The following is a 20113-nucleotide window of genomic DNA, read 5'->3' on the forward strand; positions in this document are numbered from 1 at the left end:
CGGGGCCCTCAGTGGTGGACCGGGTCCGGGGCCGCGTCGGGGGCCGTGTCGGGGGCCCCCTCGGGGGTCAGCGCGTCGGCCGGCACGCCGAGGGCGCGGACGAAGCCGTCGGGCACGACCAGCAGGTCGGGGGTGAGCTGGTCGATCGACGACAGACCCATGCCGAGCAGGGCGGAGTCGATGCCCGAGCGCAGCACGTCGAGCACGTTGCCGACGCCCTGCTCGCCGTTGGCGGCCAGGCCCCACAGGTAGGCGCGCCCGATCATGACCGCGCGGGCGCCCAGGGCCAGGGCCTTGACCACGTCGGAGCCGCGCCGGACGCCGCCGTCCATGAGCACCTCGACGTCGTGGCCGACGGCGTCGGCGATCGGCCCGATCACGCGGATGGTGGCCGGGGTGCCGTCGAGGTTGTTGCCGCCGTGGTTGGAGACCGAGATCGCCGTGACGCCGCAGTCGCGGGCCCGCAGGGCGTCGTCGACGCGGCAGACGCCCTTGAGCATGAACGGCATGCCGCTGAGCTGGGTCCACTGCTCGCGCATCCACGCGACGTCCTCCCAGGTGGGCGGGGTGGTGGTCATCCACTCGTAGTAGGCGCCGAAGAACGTCGGCCCCTTCGCCTGACCGGGAGGGGCGAGGTTGGGGGCGGTGAGGTCGGGGATCGTGCCCGTGCGGCCGAACTGGTAGAGCCAGCGCGCCTTGGTCGCCACCTGGGGCGCCATCCGCACCATCGTCCTCAGGTCGACCTTCTCGGGGATCTCGGGGCTGCCCCAGTCGCGGCCCATCGAGAACGACCAGTCGAGGGTGGCGATGAGGCCCTTGGCGCCGGCCTTCTTGGCCCGCTGCATGCGCTGGAGCATCACGTCGCGGTCGCCGGTCCAGTACATCTGGAAGAAGGTCTGGTCGTTGACCGCGCAGACCTCCTCCACCGACTTCGAGGCGAAGTTCGACAGCCCCATGACCGTGCCGCGCGACGCCGCCGCCCGGGCCACGGCGACCTCGCCGTCGGGGTGGACGGCCTGCACCCCGGTGGGGCTGATCACCACCGGCAGGGAGATCTGCTGCCCCATGACGGTGGTGGCCATCGAGCGCTCGGGCTGGTGGCCCGCGACGTGCGGGGCGAAGCCGATCTCGGCGAAGGCGGCCTGGTTGTCGGCGATGGTCTGGCCGCGCTCGGAGCCGGCCACGAGAGCGCCGTAGACCGGCGCGGGCAGGCGCTTGCGGGCCCGCTCCTGGGCCACCGCCACCGACTCGAACCACGGGTTCTGCTTCCAGGGGTTCTCCACCTTGGAGAGCCACTCGGGCTTGGTCATGGCGCTACCTCACTGCTCGGCGTGCGGGATCGACTGCGGGTCAGGCTGCTGGACCGACTGCTGGACCGGCTGCTGGACCGGCTGCTGGGGCGGCGGGGGCACGAAGCCCGCGAGCGGGCTCTCCGCGCACGCCGAGACCGGCGGGGCCGACGGCAGGGTCAGGGTGTCGGGGCGCCGCCCGAGGGTCAGCATCACCGGCTGGTTGCGCGTCGGCGCGGTCTTGGAGTGGTCCTGGCTCGACGCGGGCACCTGGCGCCCGCCGGCGGCGTCGAGGGCGACCAGCGCCTGCTCGCCGTAGCCCTGCACGCACTCGGGGTCGGGGCCGTCCATGGGCAGGCCGGTGAAGAACTTCGCGGCCATGCAGCCGCCGCGGCAGGTGTCGTAGAACTGGCAGCTCGCGCAGGCCCCGCCGGTCTGCGGCGCGCGCAGCCCGAGGAAGAGCTCGGAGGTCTGCCAGACCTTCTGGAAGCCGCCGTCGGCGAGCAGGTTGCCCGCGAGGAACTCGTCGTGGATGGCGAAGGGGCAGGCGTAGACGTCGCCGACGGGGTCGATGAGGCACACCACGCGCCCGGCGCCGCACAGGTTGAGCCCGGGCAGCGACTCGCCGTAGGCGGCGAGGTGGAAGAAGGAGTCACCGGTGAGGACGTCCTCGCCGTGGGCGACCAGCCAGTCGTAGAGCTCACGCTGCTGGTGGGGCAGCGGGTGCAGCTCGTCCCACACGTCGGCGCCGCGGCCGCTGGGGCGCAGCCGGGTGAGGCGCAGCGTCGCGCCGAAGCGGTCGGCGAGGGCCTTGAACTCGTCGAGCTGGCCGATGTTCTCCCGCGTGCAGACCACCGAGATCTTGGCGTCGGTGAAGCCGGCGTCCTGCAGGTTGGCCAGCGCGGTCAGCGCGGTGTCGTAGGAGCCCGGGCCGCGCACGTGGTCGTTGACCTCCGCGGTCGCGCCGTCGAGGGAGATCTGCACGTCGACGTAGCCGCCGAAGGCGGGCGAGGCCAGCAGCCGTGCGTTCTCCGGGGTCAGGCGTACGCCGTTGGTGGAGAACTTCACGCCGACCTGGTGGTCCACGGCGTACTGCAGTAGGTGCCAGAAGTCGGGGCGGATCGTGGGCTCGCCGCCGCCGACGTTGACGTAGAAGACCTGCATGCGCTGCAGCTCGTCGATGACCGCCTCGGCCTGCTCGGTGGTGAGCTCGCGGGGGTCTCGCCGGCCGCTGCTGGAGAGGCAGTGGGCGCACTCGAGGTTGCAGGCGTAGGTGAGCTCCCAGGTCAGGCAGATGGGGGCGTCGAGGCCGAGCTCGAACTGCTCGACCAGCGTGCCGCCGAGGGGGCGCTCCCGAGTGGTCGGGCCGGCGGCCGGGGCGGGCGGGGCGGCGGGCGGGGCGGGCTGGGCGGCGGGTCGGACGGGGGCGAGGGTCATGCGACGGCCTCCTGGGCGCGCGGGCGGATCATGTCGGAGTCGGCCAGGCCGCGCAGGGCCCCGGCGTACGCCGCGTGCTGCGGCTCGGGCACGCCGACGGCCTCGAGGGTCGTGCGGACGTCGGGGTGGTCGGCGAGGGCCCGGACCACTGCCACCAGCTCCGGGCGCTTGAGGAAGGTGAGCTTCCGGTTGCCGAAGTGGTAGGCCAGCGCACCGAAGGGCTCGGGTCGCAGGGCCACCGAGGGCGACAGGGTCCAGGCCTCGTCGAGCATCAGTACACGCCGCACATGCCGTCGATCGAGACCTCCTCGATGAGGCTCTCCGCGGTCAGGCCGGCCTCCGGGCCGGCGGCCTCGGGCGTGGTGTCCGGCGTGGTGTCCGGCGTGGTGTCCTCGGGGTTCATGGGTGCTCCTCTCGTGCTGCTGCGGATCGTGGTGCAGGTCACATCGGACGCTAATGGCACCCGTGGCCAAAACGCCAGGGGTCAGGGGCCCCGAATCCGGCGCGGCCTCAGAACCCTCCGAACGGGCAGGTGCCGCCGCCGCCCGGCCGCGCAGGGCCGCCGCGCGTCCGCGGGTGTACCTTGCGGCCGTGGTCGACGACAGCGCGCGCCGTCAGGGGCGACCGGTCGTCACCACCCACGCGGCCATCGAGCAGGCCGCCTTCCGACTCTTCGCCGAGCGCGGCTTCGAGGGCACCACGCTCGACGCGATCGCCGACGAGGTCGGCGTCGGGAGGCGGACCCTCTTCCGCTACTACCGCTCCAAGAACGACATCCCGTGGGGCCGCTTCGACCTCACCCTCGCGCGCTTCCGCCACCTGCTGGCCGACGCCCCGGCCGACGAGCCGCTGTGGCGCGGCGTGCACCGCGCCGTGCGCGCCTTCAACGAGTTCCCGCCCGCCGCCGACCCCACCCACGTCGACCGGATGCGGCTGATCCTGCGGACCCCGGCGCTCCAGGCGCACTCCGTGCTCCGCTACGCCGAGTGGCGCCAGGTCATCGCCGAGCACGTCGCCGCGCGCACCGGCACCCGCCCCGGCGACCTGCTCCCTCAGACCGTGGGCCAGGTCAGCCTCGCCCTCGCGCTCGCGGCGTACGACGTGTGGCTCGACGACCCCGCCCGCTCGCTGCCCGACCTGGTCGACGCCGCGATGCTCACCCTGCGCGCCCACCTCGACCCTGGCGCCTGACCCCGGCCCCTGACCCCGATCAGCGCCGCCGGTGCGCGCCGCCGGCGCCGGTGCCGGGCAGGCGTGGCGCGCGGATCGCACGCAGACCGTGCGTGCGATCCGCGCCTCAGGCCCCGCCGGGCCGTGTCAGTCGCGCGGCTGGGCCTGCTTCCACTCGCGGAAGCCCTCCTCGGTGCGGCCCCGGCGCCAGTAGCCGGAGATCGACAGGTCGGCGCGGTCGACGCCGCGCTCGCCGAGCAGGTGGGGGCGCAGGCGACGCATCACCTCGCCCGCCTCGCCGTGCACGAAGGCACTGACCCGCCCGGGCGGCCAGTCGAGGGCGCGCACCGCGGCCTCGAGGGTGCCGCCGTCGCTGCGGTGCGCCACGACCAGCTCGCCGTGCTCGCCGGGATCCAGCCGGGGAGCGTGCGCGGGCGACTCCACGAGCACGACGATCCGCACGACCGCGTCGGGCGGCAGAGCGGCCAGCGCGGCGGTCACCGCCGGCAGCGCCGACTCGTCGCCGACGAGCAGGTGCCAGTCGGCGGTGGGGTCGGGCGACCAGGCACCGCCCGGGCCGTTGACCACCAGCGTGTCGCCCGGCGCGGCCGAGGCGGCCCACGGCCCCGCGACGCCCTCGTCGCCGTGCACCACGAAGTCGATGGCCAGCGTGCCGGCGGCGACGTCGGGGAAGAGCGCGGTGTAGGTGCGCACGACCGGCAGATCCTCGGGGGCCATCGTGGTGCGCAGCGCCCGCAGGTCGAGCTCCTCCAGCGGCGCGGGGTAGGCGACGCCCGGGCGGGGCAGGACGAGCTTGACGTAGCGGTCGGTGTGGTGGCTGTCGGCGAAGGCCGAGAGGTCGTCGCTGCGGAACCACACGCGGCGCAGGCCGCTCGGCGTGGTCTCGGCGCTGGTCACGGTGAGGCGGGTCGCCATGGCGCTCCTGGGTCGGTGGTGTGGGCTGCCCCTCCTGCCTACCGCACCTGCCCAGCAGTGGTCCTCGAACCGGCTGTGGGGAGGCTGAGGAGCGGGGAGGGGTCTGCGGGTTTCACCGGCCGGCTGGCGAAACCCGCACCTGTCGGCCCACGCCTCGGCCGACAGGTGCGGGTCCGGGCCGACCGGTGGGGCGCAGGAGGCTGCTGGGACCAGCGGGTGCGCCGAGGGCGCGCACCGACGGGAGTCAGGCGGGGAGCGGGCGAGATCGGGACCGGCGTGGTCGCGAGCGGAGCGGACCGGCGGAGCAGACCGGCGGAGCAGACCGGCGGAGCAGACCGGCGGAGCAGACCGAGCCCCCCGCTCCGGCAGGGCCGGGGCGGGGGGCTCGACGGGTGCCGCGGGTCGGCGGCAGGTCAGCGGCAGGTCAGCGGCGGCGGCCGGTGAGCTTGCCGAGGACGCTGCGCACGCCGCGGCCGATGGCCTCGTCCTGCGAGCGGCTGCCGCCCGTGGCGGTGCCCCCGACGGGACGACCGGTGGTGGCGCCGGTCGAGCGGCCGCGTCCGAGGACGCGCGAGACGATGCTGGTGATCATGGTGCTCCCTCCCGGGACGGCGACGGTGCCGTCCCGGAGCCCAGGATGGCGTGGCGGGACCTGCGACCGGACCACCCCCGGGGAGGACCCGGACGGCCACCACCGGCGGACCCGATCGGACGACGCCCGCCGGGCGGCGGCGCTGATAGCGTCGAGCCATGGACTCGGGGGGGCCGGCGCTCGGGCGCACGCACTTCGACACCGCGCGTGTCGTCGTCGCGGGCCTGCTGGTGCTGACCACCCTCCTGCTGCTGCCGTGGCTGCCGATGGGCGTGCGCGGCTCGGTCACGACCGTCGCGCTCCTCGCCGCGGGTGTGCTCGGCTCGGCCAGCGCGGCGCTGCGCGCCCGGCGTACGACGCCCCGCGACCGACGCCCGTGGCTGCTGCTGGCGATCGCCGGCGTCACGGCCATCAGCGGCAACGCGTGGTCGGCGGCCATGGGGTCGGACCCCGTCTCCTCCCCCAGCGTCGTGGGCGACGGCCTCTTCGCGGTGGCGCTGCTCATCGCCACCGCCGGGCTGCTGTCCTTCCCCACCGCACGACGCCGCGGCGCCGAGCTGGTCGTGATGTTCCTCGACGGGCTGGTCGCGGGCGGCGCGCTGCTGCTCATCGTCTCCGTCCTCGTCTACCCCCAGCTGCTCGACTCCTCCGCGCGCGACGGGTCGGCAGCGCAGGCGCTCGCCCTGCTGCTGCCCCTGCTCGACGTCGTGCTGGCCACGGTCGCGGTGCTGCTGCTCCTGCGGGTCTCGCGCTCGCAGCGCCTCGGGCTCGGCCTGGTGGCCACCGGCTTCCTGCTCTACGCCGTGGGCGACCTGACCTTCGCCGTGCGCGCGGCCGAGGGCAGCTTCGTCTTCGGCACGGTGCTCGACCTCGGCTGGATCGCGGGCTACGCCTTCTTCGGGCTGGCCGCCTGGGCCCCCCTGCCCAGCGAGGACGAGGACACCGGTCGGGGCCTGCCGGAGTCGATCGGCACGATGGTGGTCTTCGCGGTGCTGCTCGTCGCCGCCGTGGTGCAGGTGACCCTCGGGGAGTCGCGCAACCCCAACGGCGCGCAGGCGGTGGCGTGGCTCGTGCTGATCGTCGCCGCCGGGGTGCGGCAGGTCCTGCTCACCGCCGACAACGCCGCCCTGCGGCGCGGGCTCGAGCGGCGGGTGGCCGAGCAGACCGAGCACCTGCGCCAGCTGGCCCGGCAGAACGAGCTGCTCCTCGACTCCGTCGGCGACGGCATCTACGGCGTCGACCGCGACGGACGCGTCACCTTCCTCAACCCCTCGGCCGGCGAGGCCCTCGGCTACACCCTGGCCGAGCTGGAGGGACGACCGGCCCACCCGGTGCTGCACGCCACCACCGTCGAGGGACGCCTCGTGCCGTGGGAGGAGTGCCCGGTCTTCGCGGCGATGAGCACCGGGCAGGTGCAGGTGGCCGACGACGAGCTGCTGCGCCGCGCCGACGGCTCGACCTTCCCCGCCGACATGACCGCGGCGCCGCTCATCGACGACGACGAGGTGCTGGGCGGGGTCATCGTCTTCCGCGACGTCACCCAGCGTCGCGAGGTCGACCGGATCAAGGACGAGTTCCTCTCCGTCGTCAGCCACGAGCTGCGCACCCCGCTGACCTCCATCCGGGCCTCCCTGGAGATGGTCGCCGACGGCCACCTCGGTCCGCTGTCGGCCGGCGCGACCCGCATGGTCACCGTCGCGCTGGAGAGCAGCGAGCGCCTCTCCCGGCTGATCAACGACCTGCTCGACCTCGAGCGGCTCGAGACCGGCGAGGCCACCCGCTCCCACACCGCCCAACCCGCCCGCGACCTGCTCGAGGCCGCCGCCCGCCAGATCGAGGGCATGGCCGGGTCGCTCGGCGTCGGCATCGAGGTCGGTCGCGCCGACGGCGTCGTGCACGCCGACGCCGACCAGGTGATGCAGACCCTCACCAACCTCATCGGCAACGCCTGCAAGTTCTCCGAGCCCGGCTCCGTGGTCACCCTCGAGTCCGGTCCCACCGCCACCACCACCGCCACGGACACCAACACCGCCACCGCCACCGCCACGGACACCGCCGCCGCGGGCCGGGCGGCCGAGGCCGGCGCGGTGGTCGCGGGGCCGCAGGTGCTGTTCGAGGTGCGCGACCACGGTCGCGGCATCCCCGCCGACATGCTGAGCAGCGTCTTCGAGCGCTTCGAGCAGGTCGACTCCTCCGACACCCGCGAGAAGGGCGGCACCGGTCTCGGCCTGACCATCAGCCGCCAGATCGTCACCCGCCACGGCGGGCGGATCTGGATCGAGAGCGAGGTCGGCGTCGGCACGTCGGTGTTCTTCACCCTGCCCGCCGCCTGACCCTCCCCGCACCCCGGTCCGCCGCTCCCCCGGTCCACCGCCGGACCGCCGCTCCCCCGGTCCACCGCCGGACCGCCGCCGCGCGCGGGGGGTGGCACGAAGTCGGACGGGCACAGTCGCCGCGGCCGACCCGCGCCGACCCGCGCCGACCCGCGCCGACCCGCCGACCCCCGCCGCGGCAGGCCGCCCGGCCCGCTCGCCCGACGTCGCGCGCCCCTGTGCCCGTCCGACCCCGACACGTCGCAGCGGCCGGGCACCCGGGGGGCCGATCGGGCAGCGGGGCATGGCCCGTCCGGGGGGTGCCGGCGCGCCGATCGACGGGGGCCGGTCGGTGCGCGGGAGAGCGCGGCGTACATAATTCCGATGACGGCACGACGTCGCCCCGGGCCGGGACGGTGGCGCACGCGGGTCGTCGACGCGTGCGGCGGGGACCGCAGCGGTCGACGGGAGACGCATGGGCCACGACACGACACTGCGCGCAGGACGCTCCGGCGAGGCGGCGCAGACCCTCGACATCACGGTGCGCACGGGATCGGGGTCGGGCCGCACCCCGCTGTCGGCCTTCGACGCCGCGCTCCAGGGCGCCGGCGTCGCCGACTTCAACCTCGTCACCCTCTCCTCGGTGATCCCGCCCGGCTCCCGCGTGCGCCAGGTCGGCGCCGACCTGCCCGGGGGCCACGGCGACGTGCTGTTCTGCGTGCGCGCCGAGGCCTACGCCGAGCGGCCCGGCGAGACCGGCTGGGCCGGGCTGGGGTGGTGCGTCGACGCCGAGGGAGCCGGGCTGTTCGTGGAGCACCACGGCCCCACCGAGGAGTCGGTGCTGGAGCAGATCGAGCTCAGCCTGGCCGACATGAAGGCGACCCGCCGCGGCCACTACGGCGCGGTGCAGACGGCCGTCGCGTCGGTGACCTGCGTCGACCTGCCTGCGTGCGCGGTCGTCCTCGCGGCCTACCGCGTCTCGTCGTGGTTCGACCCCGCCGCCGTCACCGGCCCCCTCGCTCCCAGGGCCTCCTCGGCCCCCGCGGGCCACCCGTCCGGCGTCGCCCCGACCGTCGCGACCGCTCCGACGGTCCCGCCGGGCGTCGGCGGCGGGAGCGGCAGCACCCCGGGCACCGGCGCGCCCGGGGTCGACCCGGGCACGGCTGCACCGGCGGGCCGGCACGACGGCGTGGCCGCGACGCCGCTCGCCGCCCGACCCGAGCCGACCGAGGGCCGGGCGCGGGCCGCCGCCTTCGCGGCGGCGCCGGCGACGCGGCCGGTCGGGCGCGTGCGCCCGGGGCTGACGATCACGGTCGAGAAGGAGGTCGACGAGGCGACCTCCCAGCGCTACTACCGGCTCTACCGCGACACCTTCAGCGAGCTCGAGACCCTCGCCGCGGCGCGCCAGCTGCTGCACGAGGAGGAGTTCCACGCCGAGATGGTCGACCCGCGCGTGCAGAAGTGGGTGGCCTGGGACGAGGCCGGCGAGGCGGTGGGCATGGCCACCCTGACCGACGACCTCGACACAGTGCCGTGGATCAGCCCGGGCTTCCTGGCCGAGCGCTTCCCCGACCACGCCGCCCGCGGCGCGGTCTACTACCTCGGCTTCACCCTGGTCGCGCCGACCCACCGCAGTGCGCGGGTCTTCCACGCCATCATCGAGGAGATGGCGGCGCTGATGGTGGCCGAGCGGGCCGTGGCCGCCTGGGACATCTGCGCGTTCAACGACGACCGCCGGCTCAGCGGCAACGCGGGCCGGCTCCTCTCCCGGCTGGCCGAGGTCAGCATCGAGCCGGTGGACCTGCAGACCTACTACGCCGGCACCTTCCACGGCCCCAAGCAAAGAAGTGGCGGAAGGCCCGCGCTGGCGGCCGTGCGCGACTAGCCTGGCTCCTCCTGCTCTCGGAGGTACCCGCGTGTCCGCCCCCACGATCCTGGTCACCGACGACGACGAGGCGATCCGCGAAGTCGTCCAGATGACCCTGGAGATCATCGCCGGCTGGAGCGTGCTCACCGCCGCCAGCGGCGCCGAGGCCGTCGAGGTCGCCCGCGCCCACCAGCCCGATGCCGTCCTGATGGACATGATGATGCCGGGCATGAACGGCCTCGAGGCGACGGCCGCCCTCGCCGCCGACGAGTCCACCCGCCACATCCCGGTCGTGCTGCTGACGGCCAAGGCCCAGGTCGACGACGCCCCCGGCGTGCGGGGCGTCATCGCCAAGCCCTTCGCCGCCCGCGAGCTGCCCGCCCAGGTGGCCGAGCTGCTGGGCTGGCCCGCGCCCTAGTCCGCCCCAGCGCCGCCTCGGCCGCGCGGCTGCGGCCCCGGCTGAGGTCACCGCTGGCGCAATTGCGCGATCCACGCGCGCCAACCGCGCAATCGCGCGGCTGCGCACCTCCTGGACGGCCCAGGTGCTGCCGCACATCAGGGGCCGGCTCAAGGTTTGCGCCGCTTCGACGATCCGCCACCCGGCAGAGCTGCACCAGCCGCGCAAACCCACTCGCCCGGCCGGCAGCGACCCGCGCAATTGCGCGATCCACGCACCCCGACCGCGCAATTGCACGATCCACGTGCAGCCACACCGGCGGGACCGGAGGTGGTGCGCGGACGGGGGACCCTAGGGCTGCACGAGGATCCGCACGGGGCTGCCCTCGCGGTCCTTGAGCAGCCGGATTCCCTCGGCGACGTCCTCCAGCGGCACGATCCCGCTGATGGAGCGGCTCAGGTCGAGTCGTCCGGTGGAGACGAGCCGGGCGAGGACCCCGATGTCGGAGACGTCGTAGCCGAGGTGGCCGCGCACCTGCTTGCGGCTGAGGTTGAAGAGCATGCTCGGGCCCAGCGACCACTCCTCGCCGCTCATGCCGACGCCGACCAGGCGCCCGCGCGAGCCGAGGCTGGCCAGGGCCTGGTCGAAGGTGACCTTGAGGCCGACCGCGTCGAAGGCGACGTCGAGCATTTGCCCGCCGGTGACCTCGGCGATCTTCGCGGTCAGGTCGGGGTCGCGGGAGTCCAGGGCGAGGTCGGCGCCGAGGTCGAGGGCGCGCTGGCGCACGGTCTCGTCGAGGTCGACGGCCACGATGGGGGTGGCCCCGACGAGGCGGGCCAGCTGCACGACGTGGGTGCCGACGCCGCCGGCGCCCCACACCCCGACCGACTCCCCGACGCGCACGTCGCCGGTGTGGACGACGGCGCCGTACGGCGTGGAGACGGCGTCGGCGAGGATCGCGGCCTGCTCCATCGAGACGTTGTCGGGGATCCGGGTCAGCCCGCCGGCCTGGGCGAGGGTGTACTCCGCCCAGGCGCCGTCGTAGGCGAAGGCCATGAGGGCGAGCTGGGTGCAGCTGCTGAAGTCGGAGCGCCGGCAGAAGGCGCAGCGACCGCACGGGCGGCCGGCGGCGGGCACGACCCGGTCGCCGACGGCCCAGCCCTCGACGCCGGCGCCGAGCTCGGCGATGGTGCCCGAGGCCTCGTGGCCCTGGGTGATCACCGGCGGCCCCATGGCGGGGAAGGTGCCGTCGAGCAGGCTGAGGTCGGAGTGGCAGATGCCGCAGAACGCGACCTGCACCAGCACCTCGCCCGGGCCGGGGGTCGGCACGGGCACGTCGGTGACCTCGAAGGTCAGGGTGCGGGTGTCGAGGCGCTGGGCGCGCATCGTGCGGGCGCTCACCGGCCGGCTCCGACCGGCTGCGCGTCGCGGCGTACGGCGGAGCGCGGGGTGGTCCGCAGGGTCCGGCGCAGGTCGGCCCGCAGGGTGGTGAGCGAGTCGAGCACGTAGTTCTGCCGCACCCGCCACGGGCCGCTGTCGCCCTGGCGCGGGAAGGCGCCGATGGAGCGCTGGACGTAGCCCGAGGCGAGGTCGAGCAGCGGGCGTTCGGTGAGCTCGCGGTCGGGGTGGGGCTCGACGGCGGCGAGGTCGCGGTCGTCCATCCAGCGCAGCACCTTGCACACCAGCCGGTGCGACAGGTCGGCGCGCAGGGTCCAGGAGGCGTTGGTGTAGCCGATGCAGACGGCGAAGTTCGGCACGCCGGTCATCATGGCGCCCTGCCAGACGAACTGCTCCGAGAGCGGCACGGTCTCGCCGTCGACCTTCGGGCTGATCCCGCCGAAGGCCAGCAGCTGCAGGCCGGTGGCGGTGATGACGACGTCGGCCTCGAGCACGCGGCCCGAGCTGAGCCGCACGCCCTCGGGCACGAAGCGGTCGATGGTGTCGGTGACGACCTCGGCGTCACCGCCCTTGATCGCCTTGAAGAGGTCGGCGCTCGGGATGGCGCACAGGCGCTGGTCCCACGGGTCGTAGGAGGGCGTGAAGTGGTCGGCGACCAGCTGCTCGTCGCCGAGGACCTTGGTGGCCAGGCCCGTGAGGAGCTTGCGGGCGCGGTCGGGGTAGCGCCGGCAGAACTGGTAGAAGGCCGTGCCGAAGGCGATGTTCTTGCTGCGGATCAGGGTGTGGGCCAGGTCGGCGGGCAGGTGCTCGCGCAGCCAGTCGGCCTTGGTGTCGCGGCTGGGCACGGCGGAGATCCAGGTGGGGCTGCGCTGCAGCATGGTCACGTGGGCCGCGGCGCCGGATCCGTCGACGCCCTCGTCGCCGGTGGAGTCGCGCAGCATCGAGGGCACCAGCGTGACCGCGGTGGCCCCGGACCCGATGACGACCACGCGCTGCCCGGAGTAGTCGAGGTCCTCGGGCCAGAACTGCGGGTGCACCACGGTGCCGCCGAAGTCCGACAGGCCCGGCAGGTCGGGGGTGTAGGTCTCGTCGTAGTCGTAGTAGCCCGCGCAGGAGTAGAGGAAGTCGCAGGTCATCGTGGTCTCGACGCCGTCGCGCAGCAGGGTCAGCGTCCAGCGCGCCTCGGCGGTGGAGAAGTCGGCGCCGAGCACCTTGGTGCCGTAGCGGATGTGCTCGTCGATCCCGAACTCCTCCGCGGTCTCGCGGATGTAGCGCAGGATCGTGGGGCCGTCGGCGATCGACTTCGGCTCGCGCCAGGGCTTGAACTGGTAGCCCAGGGTGAACATGTCGGAGTCGGAGCGGATGCCGGGGTAGCGGAAGAGGTCCCACGTGCCGCCCATCGCCTCGCGCGACTCGAGCACGAGGTAGCTGCGGTCGGGCACCTCGGTCTGCAGGCGGTAGCCCGCGCCGATGCCGGAGAGGCCGGCGCCGACCACCACGACGTCGACGTGCGCGGGCAGCGGCCGGCGCGCGCCGGCGGTGCCGGTGTCAGTGCCGGTGCCGCCGGTGCCGGTGCCCGCGGCGGTGCTGGGACGGGTGTCGGTGTCGCTCATACCTCCATGGTGCGCCGCTCGATGCGCCCGTTCTTGATCTGACGCGACAGTTCCTTGATCCTGGACGACATGTCCGTGATCCTGGACGACATGTCCGTGATCCGCTCCGCCGGCCTGCGCGGCTTCCGCGCCGTGGTGGAGGAGCTGGGCGGCGACGCCGACGACCTGGCCCGCCGGGCCCGCCTCGACCCCGCCGCCCTCGACGCCGACGACCTGCTGGTGCCCGACCTGGCCATGGCCGGTGTGCTCGAGCTGGCCGCCCACGAGCTCGACCGGCCCGACCTCGGCCTGCGGGTCGCGGCCCGCCAGGACCTCTCGCTGCTCGGCCCGCTGGCCCTGGCCATCGAGAACTCCCCCACCGTGGCCGAGGCCATGGAGTGCACCTCGCGCTACCTCTTCGTCCACGCCCCCGCCATGCGGATCAGCCTCGAGCCCGACCCCGACGGCGTGCGCGGCGTCGAGGCGCTGCGCTACGACGTCACCCCGCCGGGGGTCGACCCGCCCCGCCAGGGCACCGACCTCAGCCTGGGCTCCCTGCACCGCAGCATCCGCTCGCTCGCCGGGGGCGGCTACGGGCTGCGCACCGTCGACCTGCCGGGGCGACCGGTCGCGCCCCGGGCGGCGTACGAGGACTTCTTCGGGGTGCGCGTGCGCTTCGGCCGCCCCGCCGCGCTGCTGCGGCTGCCTAGCAGCCTGGGCGCCCTGCCGCTCACCGGCCGCGACGAGTCCGTGCGCCGGATGGCCCTCGACTTCCTCGACCGCCAGGCCCCGGTGGACGGCGACCGCGTGGCCCCGCGCGTGCGGGGCGCGGTCGACCAGCTGCTCGGCACGGCCAGCCCCGAGGTCGGCGCGGTGGCCCGCCTGCTCGACCTGCACCCCCGCACCCTCCAGCGGCGCCTGGCCGCCGAGGACACGACCTTCGCGGCGATCCTCGACGACGCCCGCCGGGCCGCGGCACGGCGCTACCTGCTCACCACCGACCTCCCGCTCGCTCAGGTCGCCGGCCTGCTCGGGCTCTCCGAGCAGGCCGTGCTCACCCGCGCCTGCCGTCGCTGGTGGGGCCGCACCCCCCGCGACGTGCGCCGCCACGGGCTCGACCCCGCGGTCTAGGTCGAGAGGCGACCGGCCCTCCGGTCGACGGGCCGGTCGACCCGCCGTCGCTCACCGGCGCTCACCGGCGCACCGCCCGGAGCGCACCACCGGTCAGCCCGGCAAGCACCCCGGCGCCGACGACGCCGGTGAGGGCGCGTCGGTGGCGGCCGATCGCCGAGACCGGGTCGCGCTGGCCCGACTGGTCGGAGAAGGGGCCCCGGGCGCCCTGGTCGCGCTCGGCGTCGCGGGGCTCGAAGACGTTGGAGCCCAGCCGCGGCGTCTCCTGCTCGGTCTGCTGGGAGTCCACGCCGGTGCGGGCGAGGTAGCGGTCCATGAACGCCGGGGCGAGGCGGTTGCCCAGCACGGTGTAGACCGCGGCGATGCCGACCCAGGCGTTGCGGCGGGGGTGCTCGGCGACGTGCCGGATGGCCCGGGCGGCCACCTCGGGCTCGAGGATCGGCGGCACCGGCATCGGACGGCCGGCCATGCGGTTGAGGTTCCAGGTGAACTGCGGGGTGTTGAGGCCCGGCAGGGTCACCAGCGAGACGCGCACGGCGCTGCCCGTGGCGAGCAGCTCGGTGTGCACCGACTCCGTCAGGCCCTTCACCGCGTGCTTGGCGCCGCAGTAGGCGGCCTGGAGCGGGATCGAGCGGTAGGCCATCGCCGAGGAGACGTTGACCACCGACCCCCGGTCGCGGGGCCGCATCACGCGCAGCGCGGCCCGCAGCCCGTGTACCTGGCCGTGGTAGGTGACGTCGGTGAGGCGCCGGTGCTCCTCGGGCGTGGTGTCCCAGAAGTACGACAGGGCGCCCACGAAGGCGTTGTTGACCCACACGTCGATCTCGCCGAGCTCGGCCTCCACCCGGTCGGTGGCGGCCTCGACGGCCTCGCCGTCGGCCACGTCGACCTGCAGCGGCAGGCAGCGGCGACCGAGGCCCTCCACGTCGCGGGCGGTCGCGGCCAGCCCGGCCTCGCCGCGGGCGAGGACGGCGACGTCGTAGCCGGCCCCGGCGAGCTCGCGGACCACCGCGCGTCCGACGCCGGCGGTGCCTCCGGTGACCACGGCCACGCGAGGGGTGGTGGGTGCTGTGGATCTGCTCATGCTCGACCTCCTGGTCGCTCTGCGCGCCCGCCGCACCCGCGCCCGACGGGCGCCGGCGGCGGGGCCGCCCTGCCACCATGACGGCCGCCGACGGGGCCCGACAGGGGCTCGCGCGAGACCTGGTCCAAGGGGTGAGGCGGCCTCACCCCACCGGCTCCCCCCGCAGGGATGGAGCGCCCCGGAGGCGGGGGGCCGTAGAACGGAGGTCCGACAACCGAAGGACTCCGCCGTGCCCAGCGTCGAGCGCACCGTCACCACCCACACCACCCTCCCGCGGGTCTGGGACTACCTCTCCGACTTCACCTCCACCGAGGAGTGGGACCCGCCCACGCAGCGCACCACCCGCACCTCCGGCGACGGCGGGGTCGGCACGACCTACCACAACGTCTCGTCCTTCCTCGGCTCCGAGCAGGAGGTGGAGTACACCGTCGTGGAGCGCGTCGAGCAGGAGCGCCTGGTGCTCACCGGCGACGCCGGGTCGGTGCAGCTGCGCGACACCCTGACCTTCGCCACGACCGCCCTCGAGGACGGCACGACCGGCACCGCGGTGACCTACCACGCGGAGTTCGAGCCGCAGGGCGCCGCCAAGCTGGCCACCCCGGTGCTCCCGGCCGCCCTGAAGGTCCTGGCCGACAAGGTCGCCTCCAGCCTCGAGGAGCGCCTGGAGCGCCTGTCGTGACCCTCGACGTGGCCCCCCGCCCCTCCGCCGGCGCCCCGGCGCCGGGCGGGGCGGGCACGCCGGACCGGGCGGGCGCGCGCACCCTGCGCGTCGCCTCGGTGCCGTCGGGCCACGTCTACGTGCGCCACCTCGACCGCGAGGACGGCCTCGACGCCGTCGAGCGACTCCCCGACCCGCACCCCGACGACCCCTCGCGGGTCGCGGAGGAGCGGTGGTGGCCCCCGGTCATGCTCGACCCGGAGTGGGTCGAGCGGGCCGCGCCCGACGCCTTCGACGTCTACCACCTGCAGTTCGGCTTCGACGCGCGCGAGCCCGCCGAGCTGGAGCGCCTGGTCGCGGCCCTGCGGAGACGACGTACGCCGCTCGTCTACACCGCCCACGACCTGCGCAACCCCCACCACCTCGACCGCGCGGCCCACGACGCCCAGCTCGACGTGCTCGTGCCGGCCGCCGACGCGGTCGTCACCCTCACCCCGGGCGCCGCCGCTGAGATCCGCGCGCGCTGGGGCGTCGAGGCCGTGGTGGTGCCGCACCCCCACGTCGTCGACACCGACACCATGGGCGTGGCCCAGGACTGCCGCGCGCGCCGGCGCACCGGCGCCTTCCGGATCGGGCTGCACCTCAAGAGCCTGCGCGCGAGCATGGACCCGATGGCGGTGCTGCCGACCCTGGTCGAGACCGTGGCCGCGCTGCCCGACGCCGTGCTCCAGGTCAACGCCCACCACGACGTCATGGATCCCGGCTTCGTGCGCCACGACGCGGCGCTCGCGGCCTACGTGCAGGACGCCGCCCGCGCCGGGCTGGTCGACCTCGAGGTCCACGACTACCTCCCCGACGACGCGCTGTGGCGCCACCTGGGCTCCCTCGACGCCTCCGTCCTGCCCTACCGCTTCGGCACCCACTCGGGCTGGCTGGAGGCCTGCCGCGACCTCGGCACGACCGTGCTCGCCCCGACCTGCGGCTACTTCGCCGAGCAGGGTCCGGTGCTGTCGTACGCCGCCGACGAGCACGGCGTCGACGCCGACTCGCTGGCCGCCGCGGTGCGCCGCGCCCACGACGAGCGCCCGCGCTTCGGGGCCACCATCGAGGAGCGCCGTCGTCAGCGCGACGCCGGCGCCGCCACCCACCTGGAGCTCTACCGCTCGCTGGTCGCCGCCGCACGAGGGGTCTCGTGAGGGACCGGCTCCGCATCTGCCTGGTCGCCTCGAGCCTCTACCCGATCGGCGAGCCCTTCGCGGGCGGGCTGGAGGCCATGACCCACCAGCTGGCGCGCGAGCTGCTGCGCCGCGGCCACGAGGTGTCGCTCTTCGCGGCCCCCGGCAGCGACCCCGCGCTCGACGTCACCGAGCTCGACGTGCCCCGCTTCGTGCCGTCGCCGGCGGCCGAGGCCGACGTCAACGCCCCGCCGCGGCGGTGGATGGCCGAGCACCACGCCTACCTCGGGCTGATGCTCGACCTCGCTCGCGACGCCTCGACCCGCTTCGACGTCGTGCACAACAACAGCCTCCACCACCTGCCCGTGGCGATGGCCCACACCGTCGACGTGCCCCTGGTGACCACCCTGCACACCCCGCCCGTGCCGTGGCTGGAGTCGGCCGTGGCGCTGTCGCCGGCCAGCAGCTCCTTCGCCGCGGTCTCCGAGCACACCTCGCGCGCCTGGGCCCACCTGGCCCCGGCGGTGCCGATCCTCAACGGCGTCGACGTCGACCGCTGGACCCCCGGCCCCGGCGGCGGGCCCGCGGTGTGGTCGGGCCGGCTGGTCGCCGAGAAGGCGCCCCACGAGGCCATCGACGCCTGCCGGCTGGCCGGCATCCCGCTGGTGCTCGCCGGACCCGTGCCCGACGAGGCCTACTTCGAGCGCGAGATCGCCCCGCGCCTGGGTCGCCAGGCGGTGCACGTGGGCCACCTCGACCACAAGGCGCTCACCCGCCTGCTCGGCCGGGCCTCGGTCGCGCTGGTCACCCCCGCCTGGGACGAGCCCTACGGCCTGGTCGCCGCCGAGGCGATGGCCTGCGGCACCCCCGTGGCGGCCTACGACCGCGGCGCGCTGCGCGAGGTCGTCGCCGACGAGGCCGGCGCCCTCGCCCCCGGCGGGGACGTCGAGGCGCTCGCCGTCGCGGTCACCGCCGCGCTCGGGCGCGACCGGGGCGCGGTGCGACGCCACGCCGTGCAGCACTGCTCGCTGCGGCGCATGGTCGACGAGTACGAGCGGCTCTACCGCTCCCTCGGCCGGCTCCGGGACGCCGCATGATCGGCTACTACGTCCACCACCACGGCAAGGGCCACCTCCACCGCGCCACCGGCCTCGCCCGGGTGCTGCACGCACGCGGCGTCGAGGTCACCGGACTGTCGTCGCTGCCGGCGCCCGAGGCCTGGCCCGGGCCGTGGGTGCGCCTCGACCGCGACGACGAGGGCTCCCAGGCCCTCGACGTGAGCGCCGGCGGCCGCCTGCACTGGGTGCCGCGCCACGACGGCGGCCTGCGCCGACGCTCGGCCCAGGTCTCGCGGTGGATCGAGGAGGCCGTGCCCGACCGCGTGGTCGTCGACGTCTCGGTCGAGGTCGCGCTGCTGGCCCGGCTGCACGGCGTGCCCGTCACCGGCGTCGTCCTGCCCGGGCGCCGCGGCGACGCCGCCCACCTGCTCGGCCTCGACGTGTGCGACCAGCTGGTCGGCTTCTGGCCGGCCGTCGCCACCGGGGCGCCGGGCGGGCCCGGCATGCTCCGCGACGTGCCCGACACCGTGCTCGAGCGGCTCCACGCCGTCGGCGGGCTCTCCCGGCTCACAGCCCCGCCGGCCGCCGAGGCACCCGAGCGTCGTACGCCGGGGCGCGAGCGCTCCGTCGTGGTGCTGCTGGGCGCCGGCGGCGACACCGTCGGCGCCGACGTGCTCGACCTCGCCCGCGCCCAGACGCCCGGCTGGCGCTGGACCGTGCTCGGCGGGGCCCACGGCGCCTGGGTGCCCGACCCGACCGCCCTGCTGGCGGAGGCCGACGTGGTGGTCACCCACGCCGGGCAGAACGCAGTGGCGGAGGTGGCCACGCTGCGCCGCCCGGCCGTGGTCGTGCCCCAGGACCGCCCCCACGACGAGCAGCGCTGCACCGGCGAGGCCCTCGCCGCCGGACCCTGGCCGGTCGTGGTCGAGCCGCACCTGCCCGCTGACGGCTGGGCCGCGCGCCTGGAGGCCGTGGCCGCCCTCGACGGCGAGGGGTGGGCCGGCTGGTGCCCGACCGACACCGCCGAGCGCTTCGCCGACCTGGTGACGGGGGCTCCCGCGTGACCCGGGTCGCCGTCACGACCATCGCCCACGGCCGGGGCGACCACCTCGCCGCCCAGCACCGCTCGCTGGCGGCGGGCGGCCGGGTGCCCGACGACTACCTCGTCGTCGCCATGGACGACCCGTCCCTCGAGCCCGCCACGGTCGGTGGCCTGCGCCGCCGCGTGGAGCGCGTCGGTCGCGACGCGGTCGGCCTGCCGCTCGCCCGGGCCCGCAACCGCGGCATCGAGGACGCCTTCCGCTCCGGCGCCGACGTCGTGGTCGCCCTCGACGTCGACTGCCTGGCCGGCCACGACCTCGTCGCGTCCTACGCCGACGTCGCGCTGCGCCGCCCCGACGCGGTCTGGTCGGGCCCGGTCACCTACCTCCCACCCTCGCCCGGCGGCTACGACCTCGCCCGGCTGCCCGCGCTCGACGACCCCCACCCCGCACGCCCCGACCCCGCGCCCGGCGAGGAGCACGTGGGCGGGCGGCCCGACCTCTTCTGGTCGCTGTCGTTCGCGCTCTCGCGCGAGGCGTGGACCCGCGCCGGCGCGTTCTGCGAGGAGTACGTCGGCTACGGCGGCGAGGACACCGACTTCGGTCACCAGGTCGCCGCCGCCGGCGTCGGGCTCGGTTGGGTCGGCGGCGCCCGCGCCTACCACCAGCACCACCCCACCACCGACCCCCCGGTGCAGCACGTCGACGACATCCTGCGCAACGGCGCCCTCTTCGCCCGCCGGTGGGGCCGCTGGCCCATGGAGGGCTGGCTCGAGGCCTTCGAAGCCCGCGGCCTGGTCCGCCGGGTCGACGGCGGCTGGGCCCGCGCCTGACCCGCACCGCCCGGCGGTCGAGGTGGGAGCGCCGGGCGGGGCTGACGGGGCCGGTCGAGACGTCATGCGAGACGTGGATGCGCATCCACCCTGCGCATGACGTCGGAGCGCGGGGCGGGCCACCGCGGGAGCCCCGGCGACCGC

The 20113-nt window shown here is 75.5% G+C and carries 19 protein-coding genes; 10 read left to right on the forward strand and 9 right to left on the reverse strand.

The features are described 5' to 3' along the window. Positions 1-8: 8 nt before the first annotated feature. From mftD to mftA, 4 genes are read right to left on the reverse strand one after another with little or no spacing between them, the layout of a single operon-like run. Positions 9-1310 carry a pre-mycofactocin synthase MftD gene (gene mftD / locus LPA27_RS01895; RefSeq protein WP_228941299.1) on the reverse strand — a complete coding sequence of 434 codons (1302 nt, stop codon included), beginning with the start codon at positions 1308-1310 and terminating at the stop codon, positions 9-11. A gap of 9 nt (positions 1311-1319) precedes the next feature. Beyond that, entirely contained in the window at positions 1320-2726 is a 1407-nt protein-coding gene (gene mftC, locus LPA27_RS01900) for a mycofactocin radical SAM maturase (RefSeq protein WP_228941300.1), read from the reverse strand. After that, positions 2723-3013: a mycofactocin biosynthesis chaperone MftB gene (gene mftB, locus LPA27_RS01905; protein ID WP_056863032.1), complete on the reverse strand. Its 291-nt coding sequence runs from the start codon at positions 3011-3013 to the stop codon at positions 2723-2725. Before mftB ends, mftC begins: the two co-directional genes overlap by 4 nt. Beyond that, entirely contained in the window at positions 2998-3129 is a 132-nt protein-coding gene (gene mftA / locus LPA27_RS01910; RefSeq protein ID WP_228941301.1) for a mycofactocin precursor MftA, read from the reverse strand. The genes mftB and mftA overlap by 16 nt, the downstream gene beginning before the upstream one ends. Before the next feature lie 188 nt (positions 3130-3317). Between mftA and mftR the strand changes: the two genes are divergently transcribed. Then, positions 3318-3917 (forward strand): mycofactocin system transcriptional regulator, encoded by a 600-nt coding sequence (gene mftR / locus LPA27_RS01915; protein WP_228941302.1) that lies wholly within the window; start codon positions 3318-3320, stop codon positions 3915-3917. A gap of 126 nt (positions 3918-4043) precedes the next feature. Here the strand turns inward: mftR and LPA27_RS01920 are convergent, their stop codons facing one another. Then, positions 4044-4832, reverse strand: a complete 789-nt coding sequence (locus LPA27_RS01920; RefSeq protein WP_228941303.1) for a siderophore-interacting protein — start codon at positions 4830-4832, stop codon at positions 4044-4046. A 424-nt stretch (positions 4833-5256) separates the two neighbouring features. Then, entirely contained in the window at positions 5257-5424 is a 168-nt protein-coding gene (locus LPA27_RS01925) for a hypothetical protein (protein ID WP_156697762.1), read from the reverse strand. Positions 5425-5582: 158 nt separating this feature from the next. Between LPA27_RS01925 and LPA27_RS01930 the strand changes: the two genes are divergently transcribed. From LPA27_RS01930 to LPA27_RS01940, 3 genes are all read left to right on the forward strand, one after another. Then, positions 5583-7757, forward strand: a complete 2175-nt coding sequence (locus tag LPA27_RS01930; protein WP_228941304.1) for a PAS domain-containing sensor histidine kinase — start codon at positions 5583-5585, stop codon at positions 7755-7757. Between the two features lie 454 nt (positions 7758-8211). Continuing rightward, positions 8212-9621, forward strand: coding sequence for a pyruvoyl-dependent arginine decarboxylase (locus LPA27_RS01935; RefSeq protein ID WP_228941305.1), 1410 nt, complete (start codon positions 8212-8214; stop codon positions 9619-9621). Between the two features lie 31 nt (positions 9622-9652). Further along, complete coding sequence (locus LPA27_RS01940) at positions 9653-10021, forward strand: response regulator (protein WP_228941306.1); 369 nt, start codon at positions 9653-9655, stop codon at positions 10019-10021. A gap of 330 nt (positions 10022-10351) precedes the next feature. Here the strand turns inward: LPA27_RS01940 and LPA27_RS01945 are convergent, their stop codons facing one another. Both LPA27_RS01945 and LPA27_RS01950 read right to left on the reverse strand, forming a co-directional pair. Further along, positions 10352-11386 (reverse strand): zinc-binding dehydrogenase, encoded by a 1035-nt coding sequence (locus LPA27_RS01945; protein WP_228941315.1) that lies wholly within the window; start codon positions 11384-11386, stop codon positions 10352-10354. A gap of 11 nt (positions 11387-11397) precedes the next feature. Then, the gene (locus LPA27_RS01950; RefSeq protein WP_228941307.1) at positions 11398-13011 is read right to left on the reverse strand and encodes a flavin-containing monooxygenase; all 1614 of its coding nucleotides are present in this window, start codon (positions 13009-13011) and stop codon (positions 11398-11400) included. A 69-nt stretch (positions 13012-13080) separates the two neighbouring features. On the opposite strand from LPA27_RS01950, the gene LPA27_RS01955 reads away from it, so the two are divergent. Further along, positions 13081-14121 (forward strand): AraC family transcriptional regulator, encoded by a 1041-nt coding sequence (locus LPA27_RS01955; RefSeq protein WP_228941308.1) that lies wholly within the window; start codon positions 13081-13083, stop codon positions 14119-14121. Positions 14122-14182: 61 nt separating this feature from the next. Here the strand turns inward: LPA27_RS01955 and LPA27_RS01960 are convergent, their stop codons facing one another. After that, positions 14183-15205 (reverse strand): SDR family oxidoreductase, encoded by a 1023-nt coding sequence (locus LPA27_RS01960; RefSeq protein ID WP_056863026.1) that lies wholly within the window; start codon positions 15203-15205, stop codon positions 14183-14185. Between the two features lie 229 nt (positions 15206-15434). Here LPA27_RS01960 and LPA27_RS01965 point away from each other — a divergent pair, with 229 nt between their 5' ends. Genes LPA27_RS01965 through LPA27_RS01985 form a run of 5 tightly spaced genes read left to right on the forward strand, consistent with a single transcriptional unit; the run spans position 15435 to position 19969 of the window. Beyond that, on the forward strand, positions 15435-15884 hold the full coding sequence (locus tag LPA27_RS01965; protein ID WP_228941309.1) for an SRPBCC family protein: 450 nt from the start codon (positions 15435-15437) through the stop codon (positions 15882-15884). After that, on the forward strand, positions 15881-17059 hold the full coding sequence (locus tag LPA27_RS01970) for a glycosyltransferase family 1 protein (RefSeq protein ID WP_228941310.1): 1179 nt from the start codon (positions 15881-15883) through the stop codon (positions 17057-17059). The genes LPA27_RS01965 and LPA27_RS01970 overlap by 4 nt, the downstream gene beginning before the upstream one ends. Continuing rightward, positions 17056-18135: a glycosyltransferase gene (locus LPA27_RS01975; protein ID WP_056863024.1), complete on the forward strand. Its 1080-nt coding sequence runs from the start codon at positions 17056-17058 to the stop codon at positions 18133-18135. The genes LPA27_RS01970 and LPA27_RS01975 overlap by 4 nt, the downstream gene beginning before the upstream one ends. Further along, positions 18132-19160, forward strand: coding sequence for a glycosyltransferase (locus tag LPA27_RS01980; protein WP_228941311.1), 1029 nt, complete (start codon positions 18132-18134; stop codon positions 19158-19160). Before LPA27_RS01975 ends, LPA27_RS01980 begins: the two co-directional genes overlap by 4 nt. Further along, entirely contained in the window at positions 19157-19969 is an 813-nt protein-coding gene (locus tag LPA27_RS01985) for a glycosyltransferase family 2 protein (RefSeq protein WP_056863022.1), read from the forward strand. Before LPA27_RS01980 ends, LPA27_RS01985 begins: the two co-directional genes overlap by 4 nt. Positions 19970-20113: the final 144 nt, after the last annotated feature.

This window comes from Nocardioides sp. Leaf374 (genome assembly GCF_916862475.1).
GTDB lineage: Bacteria > Actinomycetota > Actinomycetes > Propionibacteriales > Nocardioidaceae > Nocardioides > Nocardioides kribbensis.

Coding starts and splice junctions, on each gene's coding strand:
- mftD (WP_228941299.1), bottom strand. CDS start 1,310: ATGACCAAGCCCGAGTGGCTCTCCAAGGTGGAGAACCCCTGGAAGCAG.
- mftC (WP_228941300.1), bottom strand. CDS start 2,726: ATGACCCTCGCCCCCGTCCGACCCGCCGCCCAGCCCGCCCCGCCCGCC.
- mftA (WP_228941301.1), bottom strand. CDS start 3,129: ATGAACCCCGAGGACACCACGCCGGACACCACGCCGGACACCACGCCC.
- LPA27_RS01920 (WP_228941303.1), bottom strand. CDS start 4,832: ATGGCGACCCGCCTCACCGTGACCAGCGCCGAGACCACGCCGAGCGGC.
- LPA27_RS01925 (WP_156697762.1), bottom strand. CDS start 5,424: ATGATCACCAGCATCGTCTCGCGCGTCCTCGGACGCGGCCGCTCGACC.
- LPA27_RS01930 (WP_228941304.1), top strand. CDS start 5,583: ATGGACTCGGGGGGGCCGGCGCTCGGGCGCACGCACTTCGACACCGCG.
- LPA27_RS01935 (WP_228941305.1), top strand. CDS start 8,212: ATGGGCCACGACACGACACTGCGCGCAGGACGCTCCGGCGAGGCGGCG.
- LPA27_RS01945 (WP_228941315.1), bottom strand. CDS start 11,386: ATGCGCGCCCAGCGCCTCGACACCCGCACCCTGACCTTCGAGGTCACC.
- LPA27_RS01950 (WP_228941307.1), bottom strand. CDS start 13,011: ATGAGCGACACCGACACCCGTCCCAGCACCGCCGCGGGCACCGGCACC.
- LPA27_RS01955 (WP_228941308.1), top strand. CDS start 13,081: ATGTCCGTGATCCTGGACGACATGTCCGTGATCCGCTCCGCCGGCCTG.
- LPA27_RS01960 (WP_056863026.1), bottom strand. CDS start 15,205: ATGAGCAGATCCACAGCACCCACCACCCCTCGCGTGGCCGTGGTCACC.
- LPA27_RS01980 (WP_228941311.1), top strand. CDS start 18,132: ATGATCGGCTACTACGTCCACCACCACGGCAAGGGCCACCTCCACCGC.